This is a genomic window from Pseudomonas sp. LH21, assembly GCF_036549575.1.
In the GTDB taxonomy this organism is placed as follows: Bacteria; Pseudomonadota; Gammaproteobacteria; order Pseudomonadales; family Pseudomonadaceae; genus Aquipseudomonas; species Aquipseudomonas peradeniyensis.
In genome coordinates this window covers 1,022,755-1,044,050 of record NZ_CP144367.1, presented here as the reverse complement: position 1 = coordinate 1,044,050, position 21,296 = coordinate 1,022,755, and the positions used below count along the sequence as shown (strand labels likewise).

Here is a 21,296-nt window from a genome sequence, read left to right as displayed (position 1 = left end):
CGGACAAAGGATCTGCCATGCGCCTGACCACACTGTGTTCCACCCTGCTTGCCCTCGGCCTGCTGAGCCAGGCACCGACGAGCCTCGCCAACAACCTGGTGTTCTGCTCCGAGGGCAGCCCGGCGGGCTTCGACACCGCACAGTACACCGCGGCCACCGACAACGACGCCGCCGAGCCGATCTACAACCGCCTGGTCGAGTTCGAGCGTGGCGGCACCGCCGTGCAGCCGGGCCTGGCCACCGACTGGCAGGTGTCCGAGGACGGCCTGAAGTACACCTTCCACCTGCGCCCCGGGGTGAAGTTCCATGCCAACAAGGACTTCAAGCCCACCCGCGACTTCAACGCCGACGACGTGCTGTTCACCTTCAACCGCATGCTCGACAAGAACCATCCCTTCCGCCAGGCCTACCCCACCGAGTTCCCGTACTTCATCAGCATGGGCCTGGACAAGAACATCGCCAAGGTCGAGAAGACCGACCCGCTGACCGTGGTCTTCACCCTCAACAAGGTCGACGCCGCGTTCCTGCAGAACATCGCCATGGCCTTCGCCTCGATCCTCTCCGCCGAGTATGCCGAGCACCTGCTGGCCGGCGGCAAGGCCAGCGACATCAACCAGAAGCCCATCGGCACCGGCCCGTTCGTGTTCCAGCGCTACCAGAAGGATTCGCAGATCCGCTTCAAGGGCAACAAGGACTACTGGGCGCCGGACCGGGTGAAGATCGACAACCTGGTGTTCTCCATCAACGTCGACCCGTCGGTGCGCATCCAGAAGCTGCGCCGCAACGAGTGCCAGATCACCCTGCATCCACGCCCGGCCGACCTACCAGCGCTCAAGGGCGACGGCAAGCTGCAGGTGATGACCCAGCCCGGCTTCAACCTCGGCTACATCGCCTACAACACCCAGCACCCGCCGTTCGACCGGCTGGAAGTGCGTCAGGCCATGGACATGGCGGTGAACAAGAAAGCCATCATCGAGGCGGTCTACCAGGACGCCGGCCAAGCCGCGTCGAACGCCATGCCGCCGACCCAGTGGTCCTACGACAAGTCGATCAAGGACGCGCCCTTCGATCCTGAAAAAGCCAAGCAGCTGCTCAAGCAGGCCGGGGTCAAGGAAGGCACCGAGATCACCCTGTGGGCCATGCCGGTGCAGCGCCCCTACAACCCCAATGCCAAGCTGATGGCCGAAATGCTCCAGTCCGACTGGAGCAAGCTCGGCTTCAAGGTGCGCATCGTCAGCTACGAGTGGGGTGAATACCTCAAGCGCATGAAGAACGGCGAGCACGATATCGCCCTGATCGGCTGGACCGGCGACAACGGCGACCCGGACAACTGGCTGGGCACGCTGTTCAGTTGCGACGCCATCGGCAGCAACAACTACTCGCTGTGGTGCGACACGCAGTACGACGCCCTGGTCAAGAAAGCCAAGCAGGTCACCGATCGCGACCAGCGCACCAGCCTCTACGAACAAGCCCAGCAACGCCTCAAGCAACAGGTGCCGATCACCCCGGTCGCGCACTCCACGGTCAACCAGCCGCTGAGCATCAGCGTGAAAGACTTCAAGGTCAGCCCCTTCGGACGCAACGTTTTCTCCGGCGTCAGCATCGATTGACCCTGTATCGCCCGGCCGGGGGTGCGACCCACTCCCGCGTCCGCGTGCAGCCCGGATTTGCCTGGCAACCCCAAGGCAGACACTGCAGTACCGCGTCACCGTGACAAGCCCGGCCCACGAGGTCGGGTGATAACTAAAAAAATATCAGGGAGCTTTCATGTTGATTCGTACCACCACCACCGCACTGGCCTTGTCCGTGGGCGCCTTCTGCGCCCTCGCCCAGGCCGAACCGATGAGCCAGGACTTCGTGCCGATCGCGCTCAAGTCCAGCAGTGAGCAGGCCGAGGCCAAGGGCTTCATCGATGGCCAGAGCCTGTCTGGCAGCACCCGCAACTGGTACGCCCGCGAACGCGCCACCCGCGCGCCGCTGTGGAAGTACACCAAGAGCGACGGCAGCCGCCACGACACCCACAGCCGTGACAACTGGGTCCAGGGCACCATCCTCAACTACAGTTCGGGCTTCACCGAAGGCACCGTGGGCTTCGCCGTCGAGGCCGCGGCCTACAACGCCATCGCCCTCGAGCAGGGCCGCGCCGCCGTGGCCGGCCCGAACAACCGTACGCTGACCCACAGCGACGGCGATCCGATCGGCCAGTGGAGCAAGATGGGCCTGGGCAACGTCAAGGCGCGCATCTCCAACACCACGCTGACCGTGGGCCGCCAGTCGGTGGACACGCCGATGATCGCCTATATCGGCAACCGTGCGCTGCCTTCGAGCTTCCAGGGCGCGTTCCTGCACAGCGCCGAGTTCGAGAACCTGTCGTTCGACGTGGGTACCTTCGACCGCGTCTCGCCGCGTACCGAGCAGAGCCTGAGCAAGTTCCGCAGCGAATACGGCAACGGCAGGGAAACCGACCGCGCCAGCACCGTCGGCATCAACTACCAGCCGCTCAAGAGCCTGACCACCAGCCTCTACGCCACCAAGGTCGAGGACTTCTGGAACCAGTACTACTTCGGCGCCAACCACGTGCTGGGTGACAGCGCGGTGCTGAGCCTGACCACCGGTCTGAACTACTACAAGACCGTGGACGAAGGCAGCAAGAAGATGGGCGAGATCGACAACGACACCTACAGCCTGTCGTTCGGCCTGACCCACCAGGCCCACACCCTCACCGCCTCCTGGCAGCAGGTCAACGGCAACGAGTACTTCGACTACCTGCACGAAACCAACGGCATCTACCTGGCCAACTCCCTGCTGTCGGACTTCAACGGCCCGAACGAAAAATCCCTGCAGATCAGCTATGTGCTGAACATGGCGCCGTATGGCGTGCCGGGCCTGAAGTTCAACGTCTACAACGCCCGCGGCTGGGACATCGACGGTACCCACTACAAGGGCACCGCCTATGACGTCCGTGGCCAGGACGGCGAGAACCACTACGAGTGGGGCATCGGCACCAGCTACGCGGTACAGAGCGGCATGCTGAAGGACACCACCATCCGCGCCACCTATACCGCCCACCGTGCGAGCAAGGCACAGAGCGACGGCAGCCTCGACGAGTTCCGCGTCGTCACCACCATTCCGTTCAACATCCTCTGACCGTTGGCGCCACGGCCCGACTCCCCACGGGCCGTGGCGGCTACGCTGGAACTAGCACTGCAGGGAGGTTCCATGAAAATGCTACCGCTACGTGCTGCCTTGGCAGCCGTCATCCTGGGCGCCGCATCGAATCTGGCGGCCAAGCCGCTGGTGGTGTGCACCGAAGCCAGCCCGGAAGGCTTCGACATCGTCCAGTACACCACCGCCGTCACCGCCGACGCCACGGCCGAGGCCATCTTCAACCGCCTGGTCGACTTCAAGCCCGGCACCACCGAGATCCAGCCGGCCCTGGCCACGAGCTGGGAAGTCAGCCCCGACGGGCTGGTGTATACCTTCCATCTGCGCGAAGGCGTCAAGTTCCACACCACCGACTACTTCACCCCGACCCGCGACTTCAACGCCGATGACGTGCTGTGGAGCCTGAACCGCCAGCTGAAGAAAGACCACCCGTGGCACGACAAGACCAGCGTCGGCTACCCCTATTTCGAGAGCATGGCCTTCAAGGACCTGCTCAAGTCGGTCGAGAAGACCGACGACCACACCGTGGTGATCACCCTGACCCGCCCGGAAGCGCCCTTCCTGCGCGACCTGGCCATGGCCTTCACCTCGATCTACTCCGCCGAGTACGGCGACCAGCTGCTCAAGACCGGCAAGACCTCCGACCTCAACAGCAAGCCGGTCGGCACCGGCCCGTTCGTGTTCCAGCGCTACAGCAAGGATGCCCAGGTTCGCTACAAGGCCAACCCGGACTACTTCCGCGGCAAGCCGCCGGCCGACGGGCTGATCTTCGCCATCGCCACCGACAGCAACGTGCGCCTGCAGAAACTGCGCGCCAACGAGTGCCAGATCGCCCTGTATCCCAAGCCTGACGACGTGCCGGGCATCAAGACCGATCCGAAACTCAAGGTCGCCGAGATCGAGGCGCTGGTCACCGGCTACATCTCGATGAACACCCAGCACAAGTACCTGAGCGACGTGCGCGTGCGCAAGGCGATCAACATGGCCTTCGACCGCCAGACCCACGTCGACCAGCTGTTCGGCAAGGGCAACGCGCTGCCGGGCGTCAACCCGTACCCGCCGACCATGATCGGCTACAACACCGACAACAAGAACCCGCCCCACGACCTCGACAAGGCCCGCGCCCTGCTCAAGGAAGCCGGCGTGCCGGAAGGCACGGTGATCACCCTGTTCACCCGCAACGGCGGCGGCCCGACCAACCCCAACCCCCGCCTGTCGGCCGAAATGCTCCAGTCCGACCTGGCCAAGATCGGCATCAAGCTCGACATCCGCGTGATGGAATGGGCCGAGATGCTGCGTCGCGCCAAGAAGGGCGAGGCCGACCTGGTGTCGGCGGGCTGGGCCGGCGACAACGGCGACCCGGACAACTTCCTCACGCCGATGCTCAGCTGCGATGCGGTCAAGAGCGGCGAGAACTATGCACGCTGGTGCAACCAGAAATTCCAGGACCTGATCACCCGCGCCCGCGAAGTGATCGACAACGACGAACGCGCCAAGCTCTATAACGAGGCTTTGGCGGTGTACGATGAAGACCAGCCGTGGATCAGCATGGCCCACCCGAAAATGTTCACCGCCATGCGCGAGAACGTCGAAGGCTATGTGATCAACCCACTGACCAACAACAACTTCGCCACCACCAAGGTGAAGTAGAACAACAACAGCCGCCGGACCTTGTGCAAGAGGCCCCGGCGGCACTGCCGTTACCGGCTGATGAGGTACCCCTGACAATGTTGAGTTTTATTGCCCGACGCCTGGGTCTGCTGATCCCGACGTTCTTCGGTATCACCCTGCTGACCTTCGCGCTCATACGCCTGATCCCCGGCGACCCGGTCGAAGTGATGATGGGCGAACGCCGGGTCGACCCCGAAATGCACGCCCAGGCCATGGAGCGCCTGGGCCTGAACAAGCCGCTGCCGGCCCAGTACCTGGACTATGTCGGCAAGCTCGCCCAGGGCGACCTCGGCGAATCCCTGCGCACCCGTGAAAGCGTATGGAACGAATTCCTCACCCTGTTCCCGGCAACGCTGGAGCTGGCCATGGCCGCCCTGCTGTTCGCCGGGGTCATCGGCCTGCTGGCCGGGGTGATCGCCGCGCTCAAGCGCGGCTCGCTGTTCGACCACGGGGTGATGGGCATCTCGCTGGCCGGCTACTCGATGCCGATCTTCTGGTGGGGCCTGATCCTGATCATGTTCTTCTCGGTAAGCCTGGGCTGGACGCCGGTCTCCGGGCGCATCGACCTGCTCTACGACATCGAGCCGAAAACCGGCTTCATGCTCATCGACACCCTGCTCAGCGACGAGGAAGGCGCGTTCAAGGACGCGGTGATGCACCTGATCCTGCCGGCCATCGTGCTGGGTACCATCCCGCTGGCGGTGATCGCCCGCATGACCCGTTCGTCGATGCTCGAAGTGCTGCGCGAGGACTACATCCGTACCGCCCGCGCCAAGGGCCTGTCGCCGTCGCGCGTGGTGTTCATCCACGGCCTGCGCAACGCGCTGATCCCGGTACTGACCGTGTTCGGGCTGCAGGTCGGCACGCTGCTGGCCGGCGCCGTGCTCACCGAAACCATCTTCTCCTGGCCGGGCATCGGCAAATGGCTGATCGAGGCCATCGGTGCCCGTGACTACCCCGTGGTCCAGAACGGCATCCTGTTGATCGCCTGCCTGGTGATCCTGGTCAACTTCGTCGTGGACATCCTCTACGGCCTGGCCAACCCACGCATCCGTCATCAGCGCTGAGGACTCCGCCATGACCAGCCCGATTCCGAAATCCGTCACCCCGCCCAGCGTGGTTGACCAAAGCTTGCTCTACCCCTCGCCGTACAAAGAGTTCTGGCAGGCCTTCTCGCGCAACAAGGGCGCGGTGGCCGGCCTGGCCTTCATGTGCCTAGTGGTGTTCTGCGCCCTGTTCGCCCCCTGGGTCGCGCCGCACAATCCCAGCGAGCAGTACCGCGATTTCCTGCTCACCCCGCCGGTGTGGCTCGAAGGCGGCACCTGGCAGTTCATCCTCGGCACCGACGAACTGGGCCGCGACCTGCTCTCGCGCCTGATCCAGGGCGCCCGCCTGTCGCTGCTGATCGGCCTGTCGTCGGTGGTGATGTCGCTGATACCGGGTATCCTGCTGGGCCTGCTGGCCGGCTTCTTCCCGCAGATCCTCGGCCCCTCGATCATGCGCCTGATGGACGTGATGCTGGCCCTGCCGTCGCTGCTGCTGGCCGTGGCCATCGTCGCCATCCTCGGCCCTGGCCTGATCAACACGGTGATCGCCATCGCCATCGTCTCGCTGCCCTCCTACGTGCGCCTGACCCGCGCCGCGGTGATGGGCGAGCTGAACCGCGACTACGTCACCGCCGCGCGCCTGGCCGGCGCCGGCCTGCCACGCCTGATGTTCGTCACCGTGCTGCCCAACTGCATGGCGCCGCTGATCGTCCAGGCCACCCTGAGCTTCTCCTCGGCGATCCTCGACGCCGCCGCCCTGGGCTTCCTCGGCCTCGGCGTCCAGCCACCGACCCCCGAGTGGGGCACCATGCTGGCCTCGGCCCGCGACTACATCGAGCGCGCCTGGTGGGTGGTGAGCCTGCCTGGCCTGACCATCCTGCTCAGTGTGCTGGCAATCAACCTGATGGGCGACGGCCTGCGCGACGCGCTGGACCCGAAACTCAAGAACGCCGCCTGAGGAGAACGCCATGTCACTGTTGCAGATCAACAACCTGAACGTGCGCTTCGGCGACGCCAATGCCGTGCCCGTGGTGGACGGACTCGAGCTGAGCGTGGACGCCGGCGAGATCCTCGCCATCGTCGGCGAGTCCGGCTCCGGCAAGTCGGTCACCATGATGGCCCTGATGGGCCTGATCGACGCCCCCGGGCGCATCACCGCCGACGTGCTCAATTTCGACGGCATCGACATGCTCAAGCTCAGCGGCCGTCAGCGCCGCAAGGTGGTGGGCAAGGACATCGCCATGGTCTTCCAGGACCCGATGACCGCGCTCAACCCCAGCTACACCGTGGGCTACCAGATCGAGGAAGTGCTGCGCCAGCACCTTGGCCTGAAAGGCAAGGCCGCGCGCCAGCGTGCCCTGGAACTGCTGAAGAAGGTCGAGATCCCGGCCGCCGAAAGCCGCCTGGACGCCTACCCGCACCAGCTGTCCGGCGGCATGAGCCAGCGCGTGGCAATCGCCATGGCCATCGCCGGCGAACCGAAGCTGCTGATCGCCGACGAACCGACCACGGCCCTGGACGTGACCATCCAGGCGCAGATCATGGAGCTGCTGGTCAACCTGCAGAAAGAGCGCAACATGGCGCTCATTCTCATCACCCACGACCTGGCCGTGGTCGCCGAGACCGCCAAGCGCGTGTGCGTGATGTACGCGGGCCAGGCCGTCGAAGTCGGCCAGGTGCCGGAGCTGTTCGACATCCCCGCCCACCCGTACAGCGAAGCGCTGCTGGCGGCCATCCCCGATCACAGCATCGGCGCCGAGCGCCTGGCCACCCTGCCCGGCATCGTCCCCGGCCGCTATGACCGTCCGCAGGGCTGCCTGCTGTCGCCGCGCTGCCCCTATGTGCAGGAAAACTGCCGCCGGCAGCGCCCGGCCCTCGATCCCCAGGCCCACAGCCTGGTGCGTTGCTTCTATCCGCTGAACCAGGAGGTGGCGTGATGGCCGTCGTTCTTTCCGCTCGTGAGCTGACCCGCCACTACGAAGTCTCCCGCGGCATGTTCAAGGGCCATGCGCTGGTCCGCGCGCTCAATGGCGTGTCGTTCGAACTGGAGGCCGGCAAGACCCTGGCCGTGGTCGGTGAGTCCGGCTGCGGCAAGTCGACCCTGGCCCGGGCCCTGACCCTGATCGAGGAACCCTCCTCCGGCTCGCTGCAGATCGCCGGCCATGAGGTCAAGGGCGCCAGCAAGGACCAGCGCAAGCAACTGCGCCGCGACGTGCAGATGGTGTTCCAGAGCCCCTACGCCTCGCTCAATCCACGGCAGAAGATCGGCGACCAGCTCGCCGAGCCGCTGCTGATCAACACCTCGTTGAGCAAGACCGAGCGCCGCGAGAAAGTGCAGAAGATGATGGAGCAGGTGGGCCTGCGCCCCGAGCACTACCAGCGCTACCCGCACATGTTCTCCGGCGGCCAGCGCCAGCGTATCGCCCTGGCCCGGGCGATGATGCTGCAACCCAAGGTGCTGGTGGCCGACGAGCCGACCTCGGCCCTAGACGTGTCGATCCAGGCTCAGGTGCTGAACCTGTTCATGGACCTGCAGAAGGAGTTCAACACCGCCTACGTGTTCATCTCCCACAACCTGGCGGTGGTACGCCATGTGGCCGACCAAGTGCTGGTGATGTACCTGGGGCGGCCGGCGGAGATGGGGCCGAAGGAGGATATCTACGACAAGCCGCTGCACCCGTACACGCAGGCGCTGTTGTCGGCGACCCCGGCGATCCATCCGGATCCGCTGAAGCCGAAGATCCGCATTGCCGGTGAGCTTCCCAACCCGTTGAATCCGCCGGATGGCTGCGCGTTCCACAAACGCTGCCCGTATGCCACCGAGCGTTGCGCGAAGGAAGTGCCGGCGTTGCGGCAGGTGAGTACGCGGCAGGTGGCTTGCCACTATGCCGAGCAGTTCCTCTAGATAGCTGGGGCTGCTTCGCAGCCCTTTCGCGGCACAAGGCCGCTCCTACAGGGGAACGCAACCGCCTGTAGGAGCGGCCTTGTGCCGCGAAAGGGCCGCAAAGCGGCCCCAGTGATCTCAATGCATAAAGAACCAGATCAGGATGATCACCGGAATCGGCACCCCAATCATCCACAGCAGTATCGAGCGCATGGCCGTTCTCCTCGTTCGGTGTTGATCAAAAGAAGTGCAGCCCCCATGCCAGCCGTATCAAAAAATTACATTCATACGAATCAAGCCCTTAGCCGTTAACTGCTCCGGAAAACCGTGCAAAATGCCGGATCCGTGGCCTTGCGCCTGGGTTTTCTGCAATGCACTATCGAGCCCATGACCGCCACTCCCCTCCCCGACGGCCCCGGGCAGACCCCGCTCACCGCCGACACCGTCATGCGCTACCACCTGTGCTGGAAGCATCGCGACCTGGACGGGGTGATGGCGCTCTACCACCCGGACATCCAGTACCACGACTTCTTCCAGAACCGCGTGCTCGGCTTCGACGAGCTGCGTGACTACGTGCGCGCCTGCCTGCCCCATGAAGCCGGCGAGGACATCGTCCACAGCGACCGCATCCGCGTCGACGGCTGCACCGCGTTCATCCAGTACCAGGTCACGGTCCAGGGTGGCGAGGGGCTGGTGGCGTTCCAGTCCAGCGAAGCGATCACGGTCAGGGACGGGCTGATCTGGCGGGTCAACGAATACGCCACCCTGGTACGCCAGGGCGGCAACGCCAGGCTGCCGGGCGGCCCGCGTCCGGCCACCAGCCGCTTGGGCCTGTCACCGCGCCAGCTGTCGACCATGGCCCAGGACCTGGAGCATTACTTCCAGGCCCAACGCCCCTATCTCGACCCGGAACTCGACCTGCAGCAGGTCGCCGACGAAAGCGGCTACAGCCGCAACCAGATCTCCTACCTGCTCAACCAGGTGCTCGGCCAGAGCTTCTACCGCTACGTCAACCAGGCACGCCTGCAACACCTGATGGCCAGCCTCGGCGCCGGCAGTGCCCGCACGCCCATCGACGAACTGGCGTTCAACGCAGGCTTCAACTCGCTGTCGGCCTTCTACAAGTGCTTTCGCGAGCACACCGGCCTGTCGCCCAAGGCCTACCTCAAGCAAATTTCCCTGCGTGCACGCACGTAAGACAGCCCACCTCGCGCTTCACTAGGATCGTCCACAGACCTTGACCGGATGTGGAGCCCGACCCGATGCAACCCCTGCGCACGATCAGCCTGTGGATGGACCAGCTCGACGAGCCCCTGTGCGCGCGCCCGGCCCTGCGCCAGGACCTCGATGTCGATGTGTGCATCATCGGTGCCGGCTACACCGGCCTGTGGACCGCCTACTACCTCAAGCGCCAGGCACCGCAGCTGAACATCGCCGTGATCGAGGCCAACATCGCCGGCTTCGGTGCCTCCGGGCGCAACGGCGGCTGGCTGATGGGCAACCTGCTGGGTGAGGATCGCCTGCTAGCCACGCTCTCCCCGCAGCAGCGGCGTGAAAGCATCGACCTGCTGCACGGCATCCCCGACGAAGTCCACGACGTGCTGCTGCGCGAAGGCATCGCCTGCGACTACCGCAAGGGCGGGGTGCTGTACTGCGCCGCTCGCTACCCGGAACAGGAGCGCAGCCTGCGCGCCTGGCTCGATGACCTCTACCGCCAGGGCATGAACGAAGACGACTACCGCTGGCTGCGCCCCGAACAGCTGGATGCCCAGTTGAAGGTGAGCAACCCCTACGGCGCCCTCTACAGCCCGCATGTGGCCACGATCCAACCGGCCAGATTGGTGCGCGGCCTGGCGCGGACGGTCGAAGCCATGGGCGTGCCGATCTACGAGAACACCCCGGCCGTCGACTGGCAGACCGGCGAAGTGCGCACCCCGCTGGCACGCATCCGCAGCCACTGGGTGGTGCCGGCCGTCGAAGGCTACGCCGCCAGCCTGCCCCCCCTCGGGCGGCACCAGTTGCCGGTGCAGAGCCTGCTGGTGGCCACCGAACCGCTGCCCGAGTCGACCTGGGAACAGATCGGCCTGAGCCAGGGCCAGGCCTTCAGCGAAAACAGCCGCCAGGTCACCTATGGCCAGCGCAGCGCCGACAACCGCCTGGTGTTCGGCGCCCGCGGCGGCTACCGCTTCGGTGGTCGCTTGCGCGAGGACTTCACCCTCACCGACAACGAGATCGAGCTGCGCCGCAACCTGTTCGGCGAACTGTTCCCGCAGCTCAAGCATGTGCGCATCACCCACTCCTGGGGCGGCAACCTGGGCATGGCCCGGCGCTTCCGCCCGCACATGCTGTGCGATCGCCAACGCGGCATCGCCCTGTCCGGCGGCTACGGCGGCGAAGGCGTCGGCGCCACCAACCTGGGCGGACGCACCCTGGCGGCACTGATCCTTGGCCAGCACAACGCGCTCACCGCCCAGCCCTGGGTGCACGACAACCGCCCACTGTCGAGCCTGGCCAGCTGGCCACCGGAGCCCTGCCGCTGGCTGGGCTACAACGCGATCATCCAGAGTTTCGTCCACGAGGACCGGACCCTCGCCAACCCAGCCAGCGCCCCCTGGCGGCGGCGCCTGGCCAGCGGGTTGGCCGACTTCATGGAAGGCTTCATGCACTGACTTCCCTTCATCACCACACAGGATCCACCGGTCATGAGCATCACCCAGTTCAAGCACACCGACAGCGTCATCCTGGACAGTTCCACCCCGGTCGCCGTGCCCCTCGGCGAGCCGGTCGCGGTCACCTCGGTCACTTGCGTCGAACGCAATGACGGCGTCGAGACCGGGATCTGGGAGTGCACCCCGGGGCGCTGGCGGCGGCAGATCGTGCAACAGGAGTTCTGCCACTTCATCAAGGGCCGCTGCACCTTCACCCCAGACGGCGGCGAGCCGCTACTCATAGAAGCCGGAGACGCCCTGATGCTACCGGCCAACAGCCTCGGCACCTGGGATATCCAGGAGACCGTGCGCAAGACCTACGTCCTGATTTTCTGATCCGCTGATCGCCTGCCTTCGATAACAACAGACAAAGCAAGGTAACCCCGACATGCGCACGCTCCTTCTCGCTCCCCTGATGCTGGCCGCAAGCGTTGCCGGCGCCGCCGACTCGGTGAAGATCTACAACTGGTCGAGCTACATCGCCCCGGACACCCTGAAGAGCTTCCAGCAAACCACCGGCATCGTGCCCACCTACGATGTGTTCGACAGCAACGAGACACTCGACGGCAAGCTGATGACCGGCCACTCCGGCTACGACGTGGTGTTCCCTTCCAACCACTTCATGGCCCGGCAGATCCAGGGCAAGGCCCTGAAGAAACTGGACAAGTCGCAGCTGCCGAACTGGAAGAACCTCAACCCGGTGCTGCTCAAGGCGCTGGAGGTGAACGACCCGGGCAACCAGTACGGCTTCCCCTACCTGTGGGGCAGCACCGGCATCGGCTACAACATCGACAAGGTCAAGGCGGTGCTCGGCGACAACGCGCCCATCGATTCGTGGGACCTGTTCTTCAAGCCCGAATACCTCTCCAAGCTCAAGAGCTGCGGCGTGGCGGTGCTGGACAACGGCCCCGAGCTGCTACCGATCGCCCTGCACTACCTGGGCCTGCCGCACCACAGCCAGAACCCGGCGGACTACGACAAGGCCAAGGCGTTGCTGATGAAGGTGCGACCGTACATCAGCTACTTCCACTCCTCGAAGTACACCGGCGACCTGGCCAATGGCGACGTGTGCCTGGTGGTGGGCTTCTCGGGAGACGTGCTGCAGGCGAAGAACCGCGCCGAGGAGGCGAAGAACGGGGTGAAGGTGGGCTACTCGATCCCGAAGGAAGGCGCGCCGATGTGGTTCGACATGGTCGCCATGCCGGCCGATGCGCCCAATGAGAAAGCCGGGTACGCGTATATGAACTATCTGTTGCAGCCGGAGGTGATGGCGAACATCAGCAACTTCGTGCAGTACGCCAATGGCAACCAGCAGGCGGACGCGCTGGTGGACCCGGCGATGAAGGGCAACACGATGATCTACCCGAGCGCGGATGTGATGGGCAAGTTGTATGCGCTGGAGGCGATGCCGGCGAAGATCGATCGCATCAGGACGCGGATCTGGACCAGCATAAAAGCGGGGAATTGATTGCGGGTATTATGCGGCCCCTGTAGGAGCGGCCTTGTGCCGCGAAAGGGCTGCGTAGCGGCCCCAGGATTCAATGTTAATCAAAGATCGCTGGGGCCGCTTTGCGGCCCTTTCGCGGCACAAGGCCGCTCCTACAGGGTCAAGTGCAGGCCTTCAGAATCAGTGATGCTCGCGAGTCGCGCGGAACTTGATGTCCGGCCAGCGCTCTTCCATCAGCGACAGGTTGACCCGGGTCGGGGCCAGGTAGGTCAGGTGACCGCCGCCGTCGATGGCCAGGTTCTCCATGGCCTTGTTCTGGAATTCCTCGAGCTTCTTCTTGTCGTCGCAGCTGATCCAGCGCGCCGACCAGACGGTGATCGGCTCGTAGGCGCACTCGACCTTGTACTCTTCCTTCAGGCGGCTGGCGACCACATCGAACTGCAGCACACCGACCGCGCCAAGGATGATGTCGTTGCTGCGCTCAGGGAAGAACACCTGAGTCGCGCCCTCTTCGGCCAGCTGCTGCAGGCCCTGGCGCAGCTGCTTGGATTTCAGCGGGTCCTTCAGGCGCACGCGGCGGAACAGCTCCGGGGCGAAGTGCGGGATACCGGTGAAGCCCAGTGCCTCGCCTTCGGTGAAGGTGTCGCCGATCTGGATGGTGCCGTGGTTGTGCAGGCCGATGATGTCGCCGGCATAGGCCTCTTCCAGCTGCTCGCGCTCGGAGGAGAAGAAGGTCAGCGCATCGCCGATGCGCAGGTCCTTGTTGATCCGCACATGGCGCATCTTCATGCCCTTCTCGTACTTGCCCGAGCAGATGCGCATGAAGGCGATGCGGTCGCGGTGTTTCGGGTCCATGTTCGCCTGGATCTTGAACACGAAGCCGGTGAACTTCTCTTCCACGGGCTCCACGGTACGCTCATGGGCCACCCGGCCCAGCGGGCGCGGCGCCCAGTCGACGACCGCGTCGAGCACATGGTCGACACCGAAGTTGCCCAGGGCGGTACCGAAGAACACCGGAGTCAGCTGGCCGTTGATGAATTCGTCCTGGTTGAACTCGTGGCAGGCACCCTGCACCAGCTCCAGTTGCTCGACGAAGGAATCATACTGGTCGCCCAGGTGCGCGCGGGCCTCGTCGGAATCGAGGTTCTGGATGATCTTGGCTTCGGTGCGCTCGTGGCCGTGGCCCGGGGTGTAGACGACGATGTAGTCGCCGGTGAGGTGGTACACACCCTTGAAGTCGCGGTAGCAACCGATCGGCCAGGTGATCGGCGCGGCCTTGATTTTCAGGACCGCCTCGATCTCGTCGAGCAGTTCGATCGGGTCGCGGATGTCACGGTCGAGTTTGTTGATGAAGCTGACGATCGGCGTGTCGCGCAGGCGGCAGACGTCCATCAGGGCGATGGTGCGCGGCTCTACACCCTTACCACCGTCGAGCACCATCAGCGCCGAGTCCACCGCGGTCAGGGTGCGGTAGGTATCTTCCGAGAAGTCCTCGTGACCGGGGGTGTCGAGCAAGTTGATCATGTGCTCGCGGTAGGGGAACTGCATCACCGAGGTGGTGATGGAGATGCCGCGCTGCTTCTCCATTTCCATCCAGTCGGAGGTGGCGTGGCGGTCGGACTTGCGCGACTTCACGGTACCCGCGACGGAGATCGCCTTGCCCATCAGCAGGAGCTTCTCGGTGATGGTGGTCTTACCGGCGTCGGGGTGGGAAATGATTGCGAAAGTGCGGCGCTTCGCGACTTCGGCGGCCTGGTTGGTCATGGGAAATCGCCTGACTGGGGATTCAAAAAGGGGCGATATCATACCTGAAGTCGGGGCATGGGCCAAAATCTGCTGAAGCCAATGCACCTGTTCCGGCCTCTTCGCGGGTAATCCCGCTCCCACAGGAGTTGCACAAGACTCAAAGACTGCGGGGATCCTGTGGGAGCGGGTTTACCCGCGAAAAGGCCCGTGATCGCTCAAGCGTTAGCCTGGTCACGACAAATGGCTACAAAGCAGTTTTTTCAACGCCCAGAGCGCATGAATCCGAAATTTTCTCTCGATGCTTTTCCATCTTTCCAGTGATTAACACTGGCCAAACGCCGCCCCAGATGGGAACCTTTCCCTCCACGGAGACGTCCACTCCCCTGCAACCCGCTTCGGTTCAGGGCTGGTTTCACCTGCTTCACGAGCCCGACGGGGTTCGGCTCATGGCCTGATGCCGCGCATCGGGCTGCTGCTCGCGACCACGCTGCCCGCCGCCAGGAATGGCCGGCCGCACGGGGGTGTGATCGCCGACTATAAAAAAGGAGTCCGCCTGTGGCTGCACGCTACGGAAAAGGGCTGTTGGGATGGGCCGCCGTGCTCGTCATCCTGGCCCTGCTGGTCCACTGGATCGGCATCGACACGATCGCCCGCTACCGCGACGATCTTGGGTTCTACCTGCAAGCGCACCTGGTCCTGGTGCTGGCTTCGATGGCGGCGGCGCTGGCCGTGGGCATTCCCGCCGGCATTGCCCTGAGTCGACCGCACCGGGTCGACAAGGCCGAGCGCTTCATGCAGTTTTTCAACGTTGGCAACACCATCCCTCCCCTGGCCGTCCTGGCCATCGCCCTGAGTATCCTGGGCATCGGCGCAGGTCCCGCAATCTTCGCGCTGTTCCTCGCCTCCCTGCTGCCCATCGTGCGCAATACCTACGAGGGCCTGAAAAACGTCCCCGCCTCGCTCAAGGAAGCCGCCACAGGCATCGGCATGACCCCGCGCCAGCAGCTGTGGCAGGTGGAACTGCCCAATGCCGTGCCGATCATCGTCGGCGGCGTGCGCGTGGCCCTGGCGCTGAACGTCGGTACCGCGCCGCTGGCGTTTTTGATCGGCGCCAACAGCCTGGGCAGCCTGATCTTCCCCGGCATCGCCCTGAACAACCAGCCGCAGCTGTTGCTGGGCGCCGCGTGCACCGCGCTGCTCGCCCTGGCGCTCGATGCGCTGGTGAGTTTCTCCAGCAAGCGCTGGCTGGAACGTGGCCTGGCCCGATAACGAGAGGGAAACCATGAAGAAGACAATCGCCCTGTTGCTGGGCGCGGCCCTGCTATGCGCAGGCTTTGCCCAGGCAGCGGACAAACCGCTGATCCGCATCGGCGCCCGGGTGTTCACCGAACAGACCGTGCTCGCCGAAATCACCGCCCAGTACCTGCGCGCCAACGGCTTCGACGTGCGGGTGACCGCCGGTCTAGGCAGCAACATCGCCCGCCAGGCCCAGGAAACCGGTCAGCTCGACCTGATGTGGGAATACACCGGGGTCTCGCTGGTGTCCTACAACCATATCGACGAGCGCATGCCCAGCGCCGAGGCCACCTATGCCCGGGTCAAGGCACTCGATGCGAAGAAAGGACTGGTCTGGCTGGCTCCGTCGAAGTTCAGCAACACCTACGCACTGGGGCTGCCCAGGCAGGTCGCCGCGGCCTACCCGCAGGTCAACACCATCAGCGATCTCAACCAGGTGCTGCGTGACGAGCCCGCCCGCAACCACCTGGTGGCCCTGGACACCGAATTCGCCAACCGCCCCGATGGCCTGGTCGGCCTGCGCGAGATGTACGGGCTGCCCTTGGACCGGCGCAACATCCGCCAGATGGATGGCGGCCTGGTCTACACGGCGATGCGCAACAACCAGGTGTTCGCCGGCCTGGTCTACACCACCGACGGGCGCCTGGACGCCTTCGACCTCAAGCTGCTGGAAGACGACAAGCACTATTTCCCCGACTACACCGCGGCGCCCGTGCTGCGCAAGGCGGTGCTCGACGCCCACCCACGACTGGCCACCCTGCTCGAGCCATTGGCCAATGAGCTCGACGATCAGACCATGCGCAAGCTCAACGCCCAGGTCGATGTCGAACACCAGAGCCCGACCGTGGTCGCCGCGACATTCCTGCGTGAGCATTCACTCGGCGAGGTACAACCATGAACCTGCTCGACACCTTTGCCCACCTCGACTGGGCGCAAGTCCTGCAACTGACCGGGCAGCACGTCACCCTGGTCGGCATCGCCGTGGGCCTGGCCATCGTCGTCGGTGTGCCGCTGGGCATCCTGATGACCCGCTTCCCGGTGTTCGCCGGCCCCCTGCAAGCCAGTGCCACGGTGCTGCTGACCATCCCCTCGATCGCCCTGTTCGGCCTGCTGCTGCCGTTCTACTCGAAGTTCGGCCAGGGCCTGGGGCCGCTGCCGGCGATCACCGCCGTGTTCCTTTATTCACTGCTGCCGATCCTGCGCAACACCTACCTGGCCCTGACCAACGTCGAGCCGGGCATTCGCGAGGCCGCCCGCGGCATCGGCATGACCTTCGGCCAGCGCCTGCGCATGGTCGAGCTGCCCATCGCCGTGCCGGTGATCCTGGCCGGCGTGCGCACCGCCGTGGTGATGAACATCGGCGTGATGACCATCGCCGCGACCATCGGCGCCGGTGGCCTGGGCGTGCTCATCCTCACCGCCATCAGCCGCAGCGACATGTCGATGCTGCTGGTCGGCGCCGTGCTGGTCAGCCTGCTGGCGATCATCGCCGACCTGCTCCTGCAAACCCTGCAACGTGCCCTGACTCCGGAAGGACTGCGCCCATGATCGAACTGAAGAACCTCAGCAAGACCTTCAACGTCGACGGCAAGGACGTCAAAGCCGTCGACGCGGTAAGCCTCACCGTCAACGAGGGCGAAATCTGCGTGTTCCTCGGCCCCTCGGGCTGCGGCAAGAGCACCACGCTGAAGATGATCAACCGCCTGATCACCCCGACCTCGGGCCAGGTGTTCATCAACGGCGAAGACACCAGCGCGCTGGACGAGGTAACCCTGCGTCGTCATATCGGCTATGTGATCCAGCAGATCGGCCTGTTCCCGAACATGACCATCGAGGAGAACATCACCGTGGTCCCGCGCCTGCTCGGCTGGGACAAGCAGAAATGCCACGACCGCGCCCGCGAGCTGATGCACATGATCAAGCTCGAGCCCAAGCAGTACCTGCAGCGCTACCCGCGCGAGCTCTCCGGCGGCCAGCAACAGCGCATCGGCGTGATCCGCGCCCTGGCCGCCGAGGCGCCGGTGCTGCTGATGGACGAGCCGTTCGGCGCGGTCGACCCGATCAACCGCGAGATGATCCAGAACGAGTTCTTCGAGATGCAGCGGGCGCTGAACAAGACGGTGATCATGGTCAGCCATGACATCGACGAGGCCATCAAGCTGGGCGACAAGATCGCCATCTTCCGCGCCGGCAAGTTGCTGCAGCTGGATCACCCGGACACCTTGCTGGCCCATCCGGTGGACGATTTCGTCAGTAACTTCGTCGGCCAGGACAGCACGCTCAAGCGCCTGCTGCTGGTCCGCGCCGAGGATGCCGCGGACAACGCGCCATCGGTGAGCCCGCAAACGCCAGTGAGCGACGCGCTGGAACTGCTGGACGAGCATGACCGGCGCTACGTGGTGGTCACCGATGGTCAGAACAAGGCGCTGGGCTATGTGCGTCGGCGCGACATGCACCGCCAGCAGGGGACGTGCGGGGATTTCCTGCGGCCGTTCAATGCCACCGCGGCGCATGACGAGCACCTGCGCATCCTGCTGTCGCGGATGTACGAGTTCAACCGGGCGTGGTTGCCGGTGCTGGATGCCGAAGGGATGTTTTTGGGGGAGGTGACGCAGGAGTCGATTGCGGCGTACCTGAGTTCTGGACGCTCGCGAGGTGGCAAGACCAGTATCGTGTCGCCTGCCGAAGCAGTGGCCTCCTGATAGAAAGCCGGGGGCGCTTTGCGCCCCTTTCGCGGCACAAGGCCGCTCCTACAGAGGAATGCGATCTCCTGTAGGAGCGGCCTTGTGCCGCGAAAGGACCGCAAAGCGGTCCCATTCAGAACCCTACACTGGCCTGCACATAAAACGTGCGCGGCTCACCCACATAGATCCCGGCGTTGTTGTCGCTGGAGCGGGTGAAGTATCGCTTGTCGAAGAGGTTCTTCACCCCTGCCGCCAGCTTCAGGTTCGACAGCTGCGGCCCGAAGTCATACCCGCCACGGGCATGCCAGGTCACGTACCCCGGAATATCGCCATACTGACCGTCAGCACTCGGCTCGGTGATGTAGTCACCGTTGAAACTGCCGTTGGCATTGATCCCGGTCCCCGGCGCACGCTGCTTGGATTGGGCGTAGGCATCCAGGTTCCAGGTCCAGCGGTTGACGGCGTAACGCAGCCCGGCGGTGGCCACCTGGCGCGAGTAGAACGGCAGGTCGCGGCCCTTGAAGCCGGGAATCTCCCCTTCATAGGTAGCGCGGGTATAGGTATAGCCACCATTGACCGACAGACCTTCCAGGCGCGGGTCGAGCCCGGCCAGGTCGTAGCGTACCGAGGCCTCGATGCCCTGGTGCTTGGTCGCCCCCAGGTTGGTCCAGCCGACATCGTTGCTGATGTACTGCAGCTCGTCGTCGAAGTCGATGTAGAACGCGGTCAGCTCACCGGCAAAACCGCCGTTGTCGTAGCGCGTACCCACTTCGTAGGTCTTGGCTTTCTCGGGCTCAAGGCCATTGGCCGTGCTGTTGCCGGTACCGCCCTGGCCCAGCTGGAAGTACTGCAGGCTGCCGAACGAGGTCTCGTAGTTGGCGAACAGCTTCCAGGCGTCGGACATGTGGTACATCACGCTCAGCGCCGGCAGCGGCTCGTTGCTGGTAATGCTGCGGTTCTTCTCCGGCACGGGGCGATAGTTGGCGTCCATCACCGGGCGATCGCGCCAGTCGGTGTTGATGTGCTCGAAGCGGATGCCCGGAGTGATGGTCCAGTTGCCGACGTCGATCTTGTCATCGATGTAGTAGGCGCTGGCCTCGGTCCCGCCACTGCGGTCCTGGAACACATGGCCGTCGGAGGTCGGGGTGACGGTGGGCACGTTGTCGACCAGGGCCAGGCGCGTGGACTGCTCGCGCATGGCTTCCTTGAGGTAGCGATAGCCGACGCTGACTTCCTGGGTGGTCGGGCCGACGAAGAAGATCCGCGACAGGCGTGGCTCGATGGCAAAGGTGTGGTAGTTGCGCGGGTACGACGACAGGGTTTTCATGTCGCGCGCGGCGATGGCGCTGCCACGGAAACTGTCGGTGTAGTAGGTCAGCACCTCGAACTGGGTGGCGTCGTCGATCTGCCGCAGCCACTTGAACGAAACATCCTTGCGCCGGCCGCTGAAGTAGTCGTAGTCACGCACCGACTGGTAGGGATCTTGGTCGTACTGGGCCTGGGTCAGGCCGCCGGGCATGTCGGCACGGCCGTCGTAGTAGTGGAAGTTGAGCCAGAACTCGTCGACATCGGTCGGCGCCCAGTGGGTCTTGAGCATCACGTCGTCGATTTCGTTGTCGTTGTTGCTGCTGCGATAGCCGTCACCGTTCACGCCGGTGTACAGCAGCGCCACGCCCATGCCGTTGTCGGCGGTGCCGCCGACGAAGGCCGACTCGGTGTGCTTCCAGCCGCCATGGCGGGAAGTCTCCAGGGTGGTGGACAACTCGCCGGTGGCCTTCTCGGGAATCGCCCGGGTCACGAAGTTGATCACCCCGCCGACGTTCTGCGGGCCATAGCGCACGGAACCGGCGCCGCGCACCACATCGATACTGTCGAGGTTGCCCGAGGAGATCGGCGCCATCGACAGCTGCGGCTGGCCGTAAGGGGCGAAGGCCGCCGGGATGCCGTCGATCAGCACGGTCGAGCGCGGCGACAGGCGCGAGGTAAGGCCGCGCACGCCGACGTTCAGCGACAGGTCGCTGCCGCCGGTGCCGTTGGAGTCCTGCACCTGCACGCCGGGGATGCCGCGCAGGGCGTCGCGCACGTTCATCGTGCCCTTCTCCACCATCGCTTCGCGGCGCACCACGGTGCGGGCGCCGGGGTGGTTCTGCACCACGCTCTGCTGGGCGTCGCCCAGCCAGTCCCCGACCACTTTCACATCGGTGGGCGCCAGCTCCAGGCTGCCGCTGGTCAGGCTGCCGGCGGCCTGGACCGGCTTGACCACCACGGTGTCCGCAGACTGCTCGAAGGTCAGCCCGCTGCCTTGCAGCAGTTGCTGCAGGGCCTGCTCCGGCGCCAGGTTGCCGGACACCGCCGGGGCCTGCTTGCCGTCCACCAGTTCGGGGCTGAAGAACAGCTGCAGGTGGGTCTGCTGGCCCAGTTGCTTGAGTGCGCCCGCCAATGGCTGGGCCTGGATCTGGATGCTGTCGGCGTAGCTGTTGCCGGCGGCGGCGCTGACCGCCAGGGCCAGCGCCAGGCGGCGCAGCTGGAGAAGGGGCTTATTGTTGTTCACGTCTTCGAGGGGTCCTGAGAGTCGGAATAAACGCCAACTGCATGCAAATGGAAATGCTTGGCAGTTGCAGCTGGCGGGGAAGACGAACGAACGGAAAA

17 protein-coding genes are annotated in these 21,296 nt (G+C 64.7%); 15 read left to right on the top strand and 2 right to left on the bottom strand.

The genetic code is table 11. The annotated features are described in order from the left end of the window. The first annotated feature begins 17 nt into the window (after positions 1–17). The 11 genes from VUG52_RS04920 (at position 18) to VUG52_RS04870 (ending at position 12,942) form a co-directional block, all read left to right on the top strand. Positions 18–1,610: an ABC transporter substrate-binding protein gene (locus tag VUG52_RS04920; RefSeq protein WP_050704069.1), complete on the top strand. Its 1,593-nt coding sequence runs from the start codon at positions 18–20 to the stop codon at positions 1,608–1,610. 157 nt (positions 1,611–1,767) lie between these two features. Further along, a complete protein-coding gene (locus VUG52_RS04915; RefSeq protein WP_050704068.1) occupies positions 1,768–3,147 on the top strand; it encodes an OprD family porin in 1,380 nt (459 codons plus the stop codon). Positions 3,148–3,219: 72 nt separating this feature from the next. Next, the gene (locus tag VUG52_RS04910) at positions 3,220–4,815 is read left to right on the top strand and encodes an ABC transporter substrate-binding protein (protein WP_050704067.1); all 1,596 of its coding nucleotides are present in this window, start codon (positions 3,220–3,222) and stop codon (positions 4,813–4,815) included. Between the two features lie 77 nt (positions 4,816–4,892). After that, on the top strand, positions 4,893–5,903 hold the full coding sequence (locus VUG52_RS04905) for an ABC transporter permease subunit (protein WP_028689623.1): 1,011 nt from the start codon (positions 4,893–4,895) through the stop codon (positions 5,901–5,903). Positions 5,904–5,913: 10 nt separating this feature from the next. Continuing rightward, a complete protein-coding gene (locus VUG52_RS04900; RefSeq protein ID WP_046854276.1) occupies positions 5,914–6,840 on the top strand; it encodes an ABC transporter permease subunit in 927 nt (308 codons plus the stop codon). Positions 6,841–6,850: 10 nt separating this feature from the next. Further along, a complete protein-coding gene (locus VUG52_RS04895; RefSeq protein ID WP_331832484.1) occupies positions 6,851–7,819 on the top strand; it encodes an ABC transporter ATP-binding protein in 969 nt (322 codons plus the stop codon). Further along, positions 7,819–8,787, top strand: coding sequence for a peptide ABC transporter ATP-binding protein (locus VUG52_RS04890; RefSeq protein WP_050704066.1), 969 nt, complete (start codon positions 7,819–7,821; stop codon positions 8,785–8,787). Before VUG52_RS04895 ends, VUG52_RS04890 begins: the two co-directional genes overlap by 1 nt. Positions 8,788–9,153: 366 nt before the next feature. Continuing rightward, positions 9,154–9,963 (top strand): AraC family transcriptional regulator, encoded by an 810-nt coding sequence (locus VUG52_RS04885; RefSeq protein WP_050704065.1) that lies wholly within the window; start codon positions 9,154–9,156, stop codon positions 9,961–9,963. 65 nt (positions 9,964–10,028) lie between these two features. Continuing rightward, positions 10,029–11,435 (top strand): NAD(P)/FAD-dependent oxidoreductase, encoded by a 1,407-nt coding sequence (locus VUG52_RS04880; protein ID WP_331832483.1) that lies wholly within the window; start codon positions 10,029–10,031, stop codon positions 11,433–11,435. 33 nt (positions 11,436–11,468) lie between these two features. Continuing rightward, positions 11,469–11,810 carry a cupin domain-containing protein gene (locus VUG52_RS04875; RefSeq protein WP_050704063.1) on the top strand — a complete coding sequence of 114 codons (342 nt, stop codon included), beginning with the start codon at positions 11,469–11,471 and terminating at the stop codon, positions 11,808–11,810. Positions 11,811–11,862: 52 nt separating this feature from the next. Continuing rightward, positions 11,863–12,942, top strand: a complete 1,080-nt coding sequence (locus VUG52_RS04870; RefSeq protein WP_050704062.1) for a polyamine ABC transporter substrate-binding protein — start codon at positions 11,863–11,865, stop codon at positions 12,940–12,942. Positions 12,943–13,101: 159 nt separating this feature from the next. Here the strand turns inward: VUG52_RS04870 and VUG52_RS04865 are convergent, their stop codons facing one another. After that, positions 13,102–14,685, bottom strand: coding sequence for a peptide chain release factor 3 (locus VUG52_RS04865; protein ID WP_028689614.1), 1,584 nt, complete (start codon positions 14,683–14,685; stop codon positions 13,102–13,104). Between the two features lie 537 nt (positions 14,686–15,222). Here VUG52_RS04865 and VUG52_RS04860 point away from each other — a divergent pair. The 4 genes from VUG52_RS04860 to VUG52_RS04845 are packed head-to-tail and all read left to right on the top strand — an operon-like array spanning position 15,223 to position 18,665. Next, positions 15,223–15,936, top strand: coding sequence for an ABC transporter permease (locus VUG52_RS04860; protein WP_028689613.1), 714 nt, complete (start codon positions 15,223–15,225; stop codon positions 15,934–15,936). Positions 15,937–15,949: 13 nt separating this feature from the next. Continuing rightward, on the top strand, positions 15,950–16,861 hold the full coding sequence (locus VUG52_RS04855) for a glycine betaine ABC transporter substrate-binding protein (protein ID WP_262951865.1): 912 nt from the start codon (positions 15,950–15,952) through the stop codon (positions 16,859–16,861). After that, positions 16,858–17,511: an ABC transporter permease gene (locus tag VUG52_RS04850; RefSeq protein WP_050704060.1), complete on the top strand. Its 654-nt coding sequence runs from the start codon at positions 16,858–16,860 to the stop codon at positions 17,509–17,511. Before VUG52_RS04855 ends, VUG52_RS04850 begins: the two co-directional genes overlap by 4 nt. Continuing rightward, positions 17,508–18,665: an osmoprotectant ABC transporter ATP-binding protein OsmV gene (locus VUG52_RS04845; protein ID WP_262951868.1), complete on the top strand. Its 1,158-nt coding sequence runs from the start codon at positions 17,508–17,510 to the stop codon at positions 18,663–18,665. Before VUG52_RS04850 ends, VUG52_RS04845 begins: the two co-directional genes overlap by 4 nt. Positions 18,666–18,780: 115 nt before the next feature. On the opposite strand, the gene VUG52_RS04840 is transcribed toward VUG52_RS04845, so the two are convergent. Beyond that, a complete protein-coding gene (locus tag VUG52_RS04840; RefSeq protein WP_331832482.1) occupies positions 18,781–21,198 on the bottom strand; it encodes a TonB-dependent siderophore receptor in 2,418 nt (805 codons plus the stop codon). Between the last annotated feature and the right edge of the window lie 98 nt (positions 21,199–21,296).

What these genes read in the sequence shown, in the direction of transcription:
- VUG52_RS04920 (WP_050704069.1), top strand. Translation starts at nt 18, where the DNA reads ATGCGCCTGACCACACTGTGTTCCACCCTGCTTGCCCTCGGCCTGCTG.
- VUG52_RS04915 (WP_050704068.1), top strand. Translation starts at nt 1,768, where the DNA reads ATGTTGATTCGTACCACCACCACCGCACTGGCCTTGTCCGTGGGCGCC.
- VUG52_RS04910 (WP_050704067.1), top strand. Translation starts at nt 3,220, where the DNA reads ATGAAAATGCTACCGCTACGTGCTGCCTTGGCAGCCGTCATCCTGGGC.
- VUG52_RS04905 (WP_028689623.1), top strand. Translation starts at nt 4,893, where the DNA reads ATGTTGAGTTTTATTGCCCGACGCCTGGGTCTGCTGATCCCGACGTTC.
- VUG52_RS04900 (WP_046854276.1), top strand. Translation starts at nt 5,914, where the DNA reads ATGACCAGCCCGATTCCGAAATCCGTCACCCCGCCCAGCGTGGTTGAC.
- VUG52_RS04895 (WP_331832484.1), top strand. Translation starts at nt 6,851, where the DNA reads ATGTCACTGTTGCAGATCAACAACCTGAACGTGCGCTTCGGCGACGCC.
- VUG52_RS04890 (WP_050704066.1), top strand. Translation starts at nt 7,819, where the DNA reads ATGGCCGTCGTTCTTTCCGCTCGTGAGCTGACCCGCCACTACGAAGTC.
- VUG52_RS04885 (WP_050704065.1), top strand. Translation starts at nt 9,154, where the DNA reads ATGACCGCCACTCCCCTCCCCGACGGCCCCGGGCAGACCCCGCTCACC.
- VUG52_RS04880 (WP_331832483.1), top strand. Translation starts at nt 10,029, where the DNA reads ATGCAACCCCTGCGCACGATCAGCCTGTGGATGGACCAGCTCGACGAG.
- VUG52_RS04875 (WP_050704063.1), top strand. Translation starts at nt 11,469, where the DNA reads ATGAGCATCACCCAGTTCAAGCACACCGACAGCGTCATCCTGGACAGT.
- VUG52_RS04870 (WP_050704062.1), top strand. Translation starts at nt 11,863, where the DNA reads ATGCGCACGCTCCTTCTCGCTCCCCTGATGCTGGCCGCAAGCGTTGCC.
- VUG52_RS04865 (WP_028689614.1), bottom strand. Translation starts at nt 14,685, where the DNA reads ATGACCAACCAGGCCGCCGAAGTCGCGAAGCGCCGCACTTTCGCAATC.
- VUG52_RS04855 (WP_262951865.1), top strand. Translation starts at nt 15,950, where the DNA reads ATGAAGAAGACAATCGCCCTGTTGCTGGGCGCGGCCCTGCTATGCGCA.
- VUG52_RS04850 (WP_050704060.1), top strand. Translation starts at nt 16,858, where the DNA reads ATGAACCTGCTCGACACCTTTGCCCACCTCGACTGGGCGCAAGTCCTG.
- VUG52_RS04845 (WP_262951868.1), top strand. Translation starts at nt 17,508, where the DNA reads ATGATCGAACTGAAGAACCTCAGCAAGACCTTCAACGTCGACGGCAAG.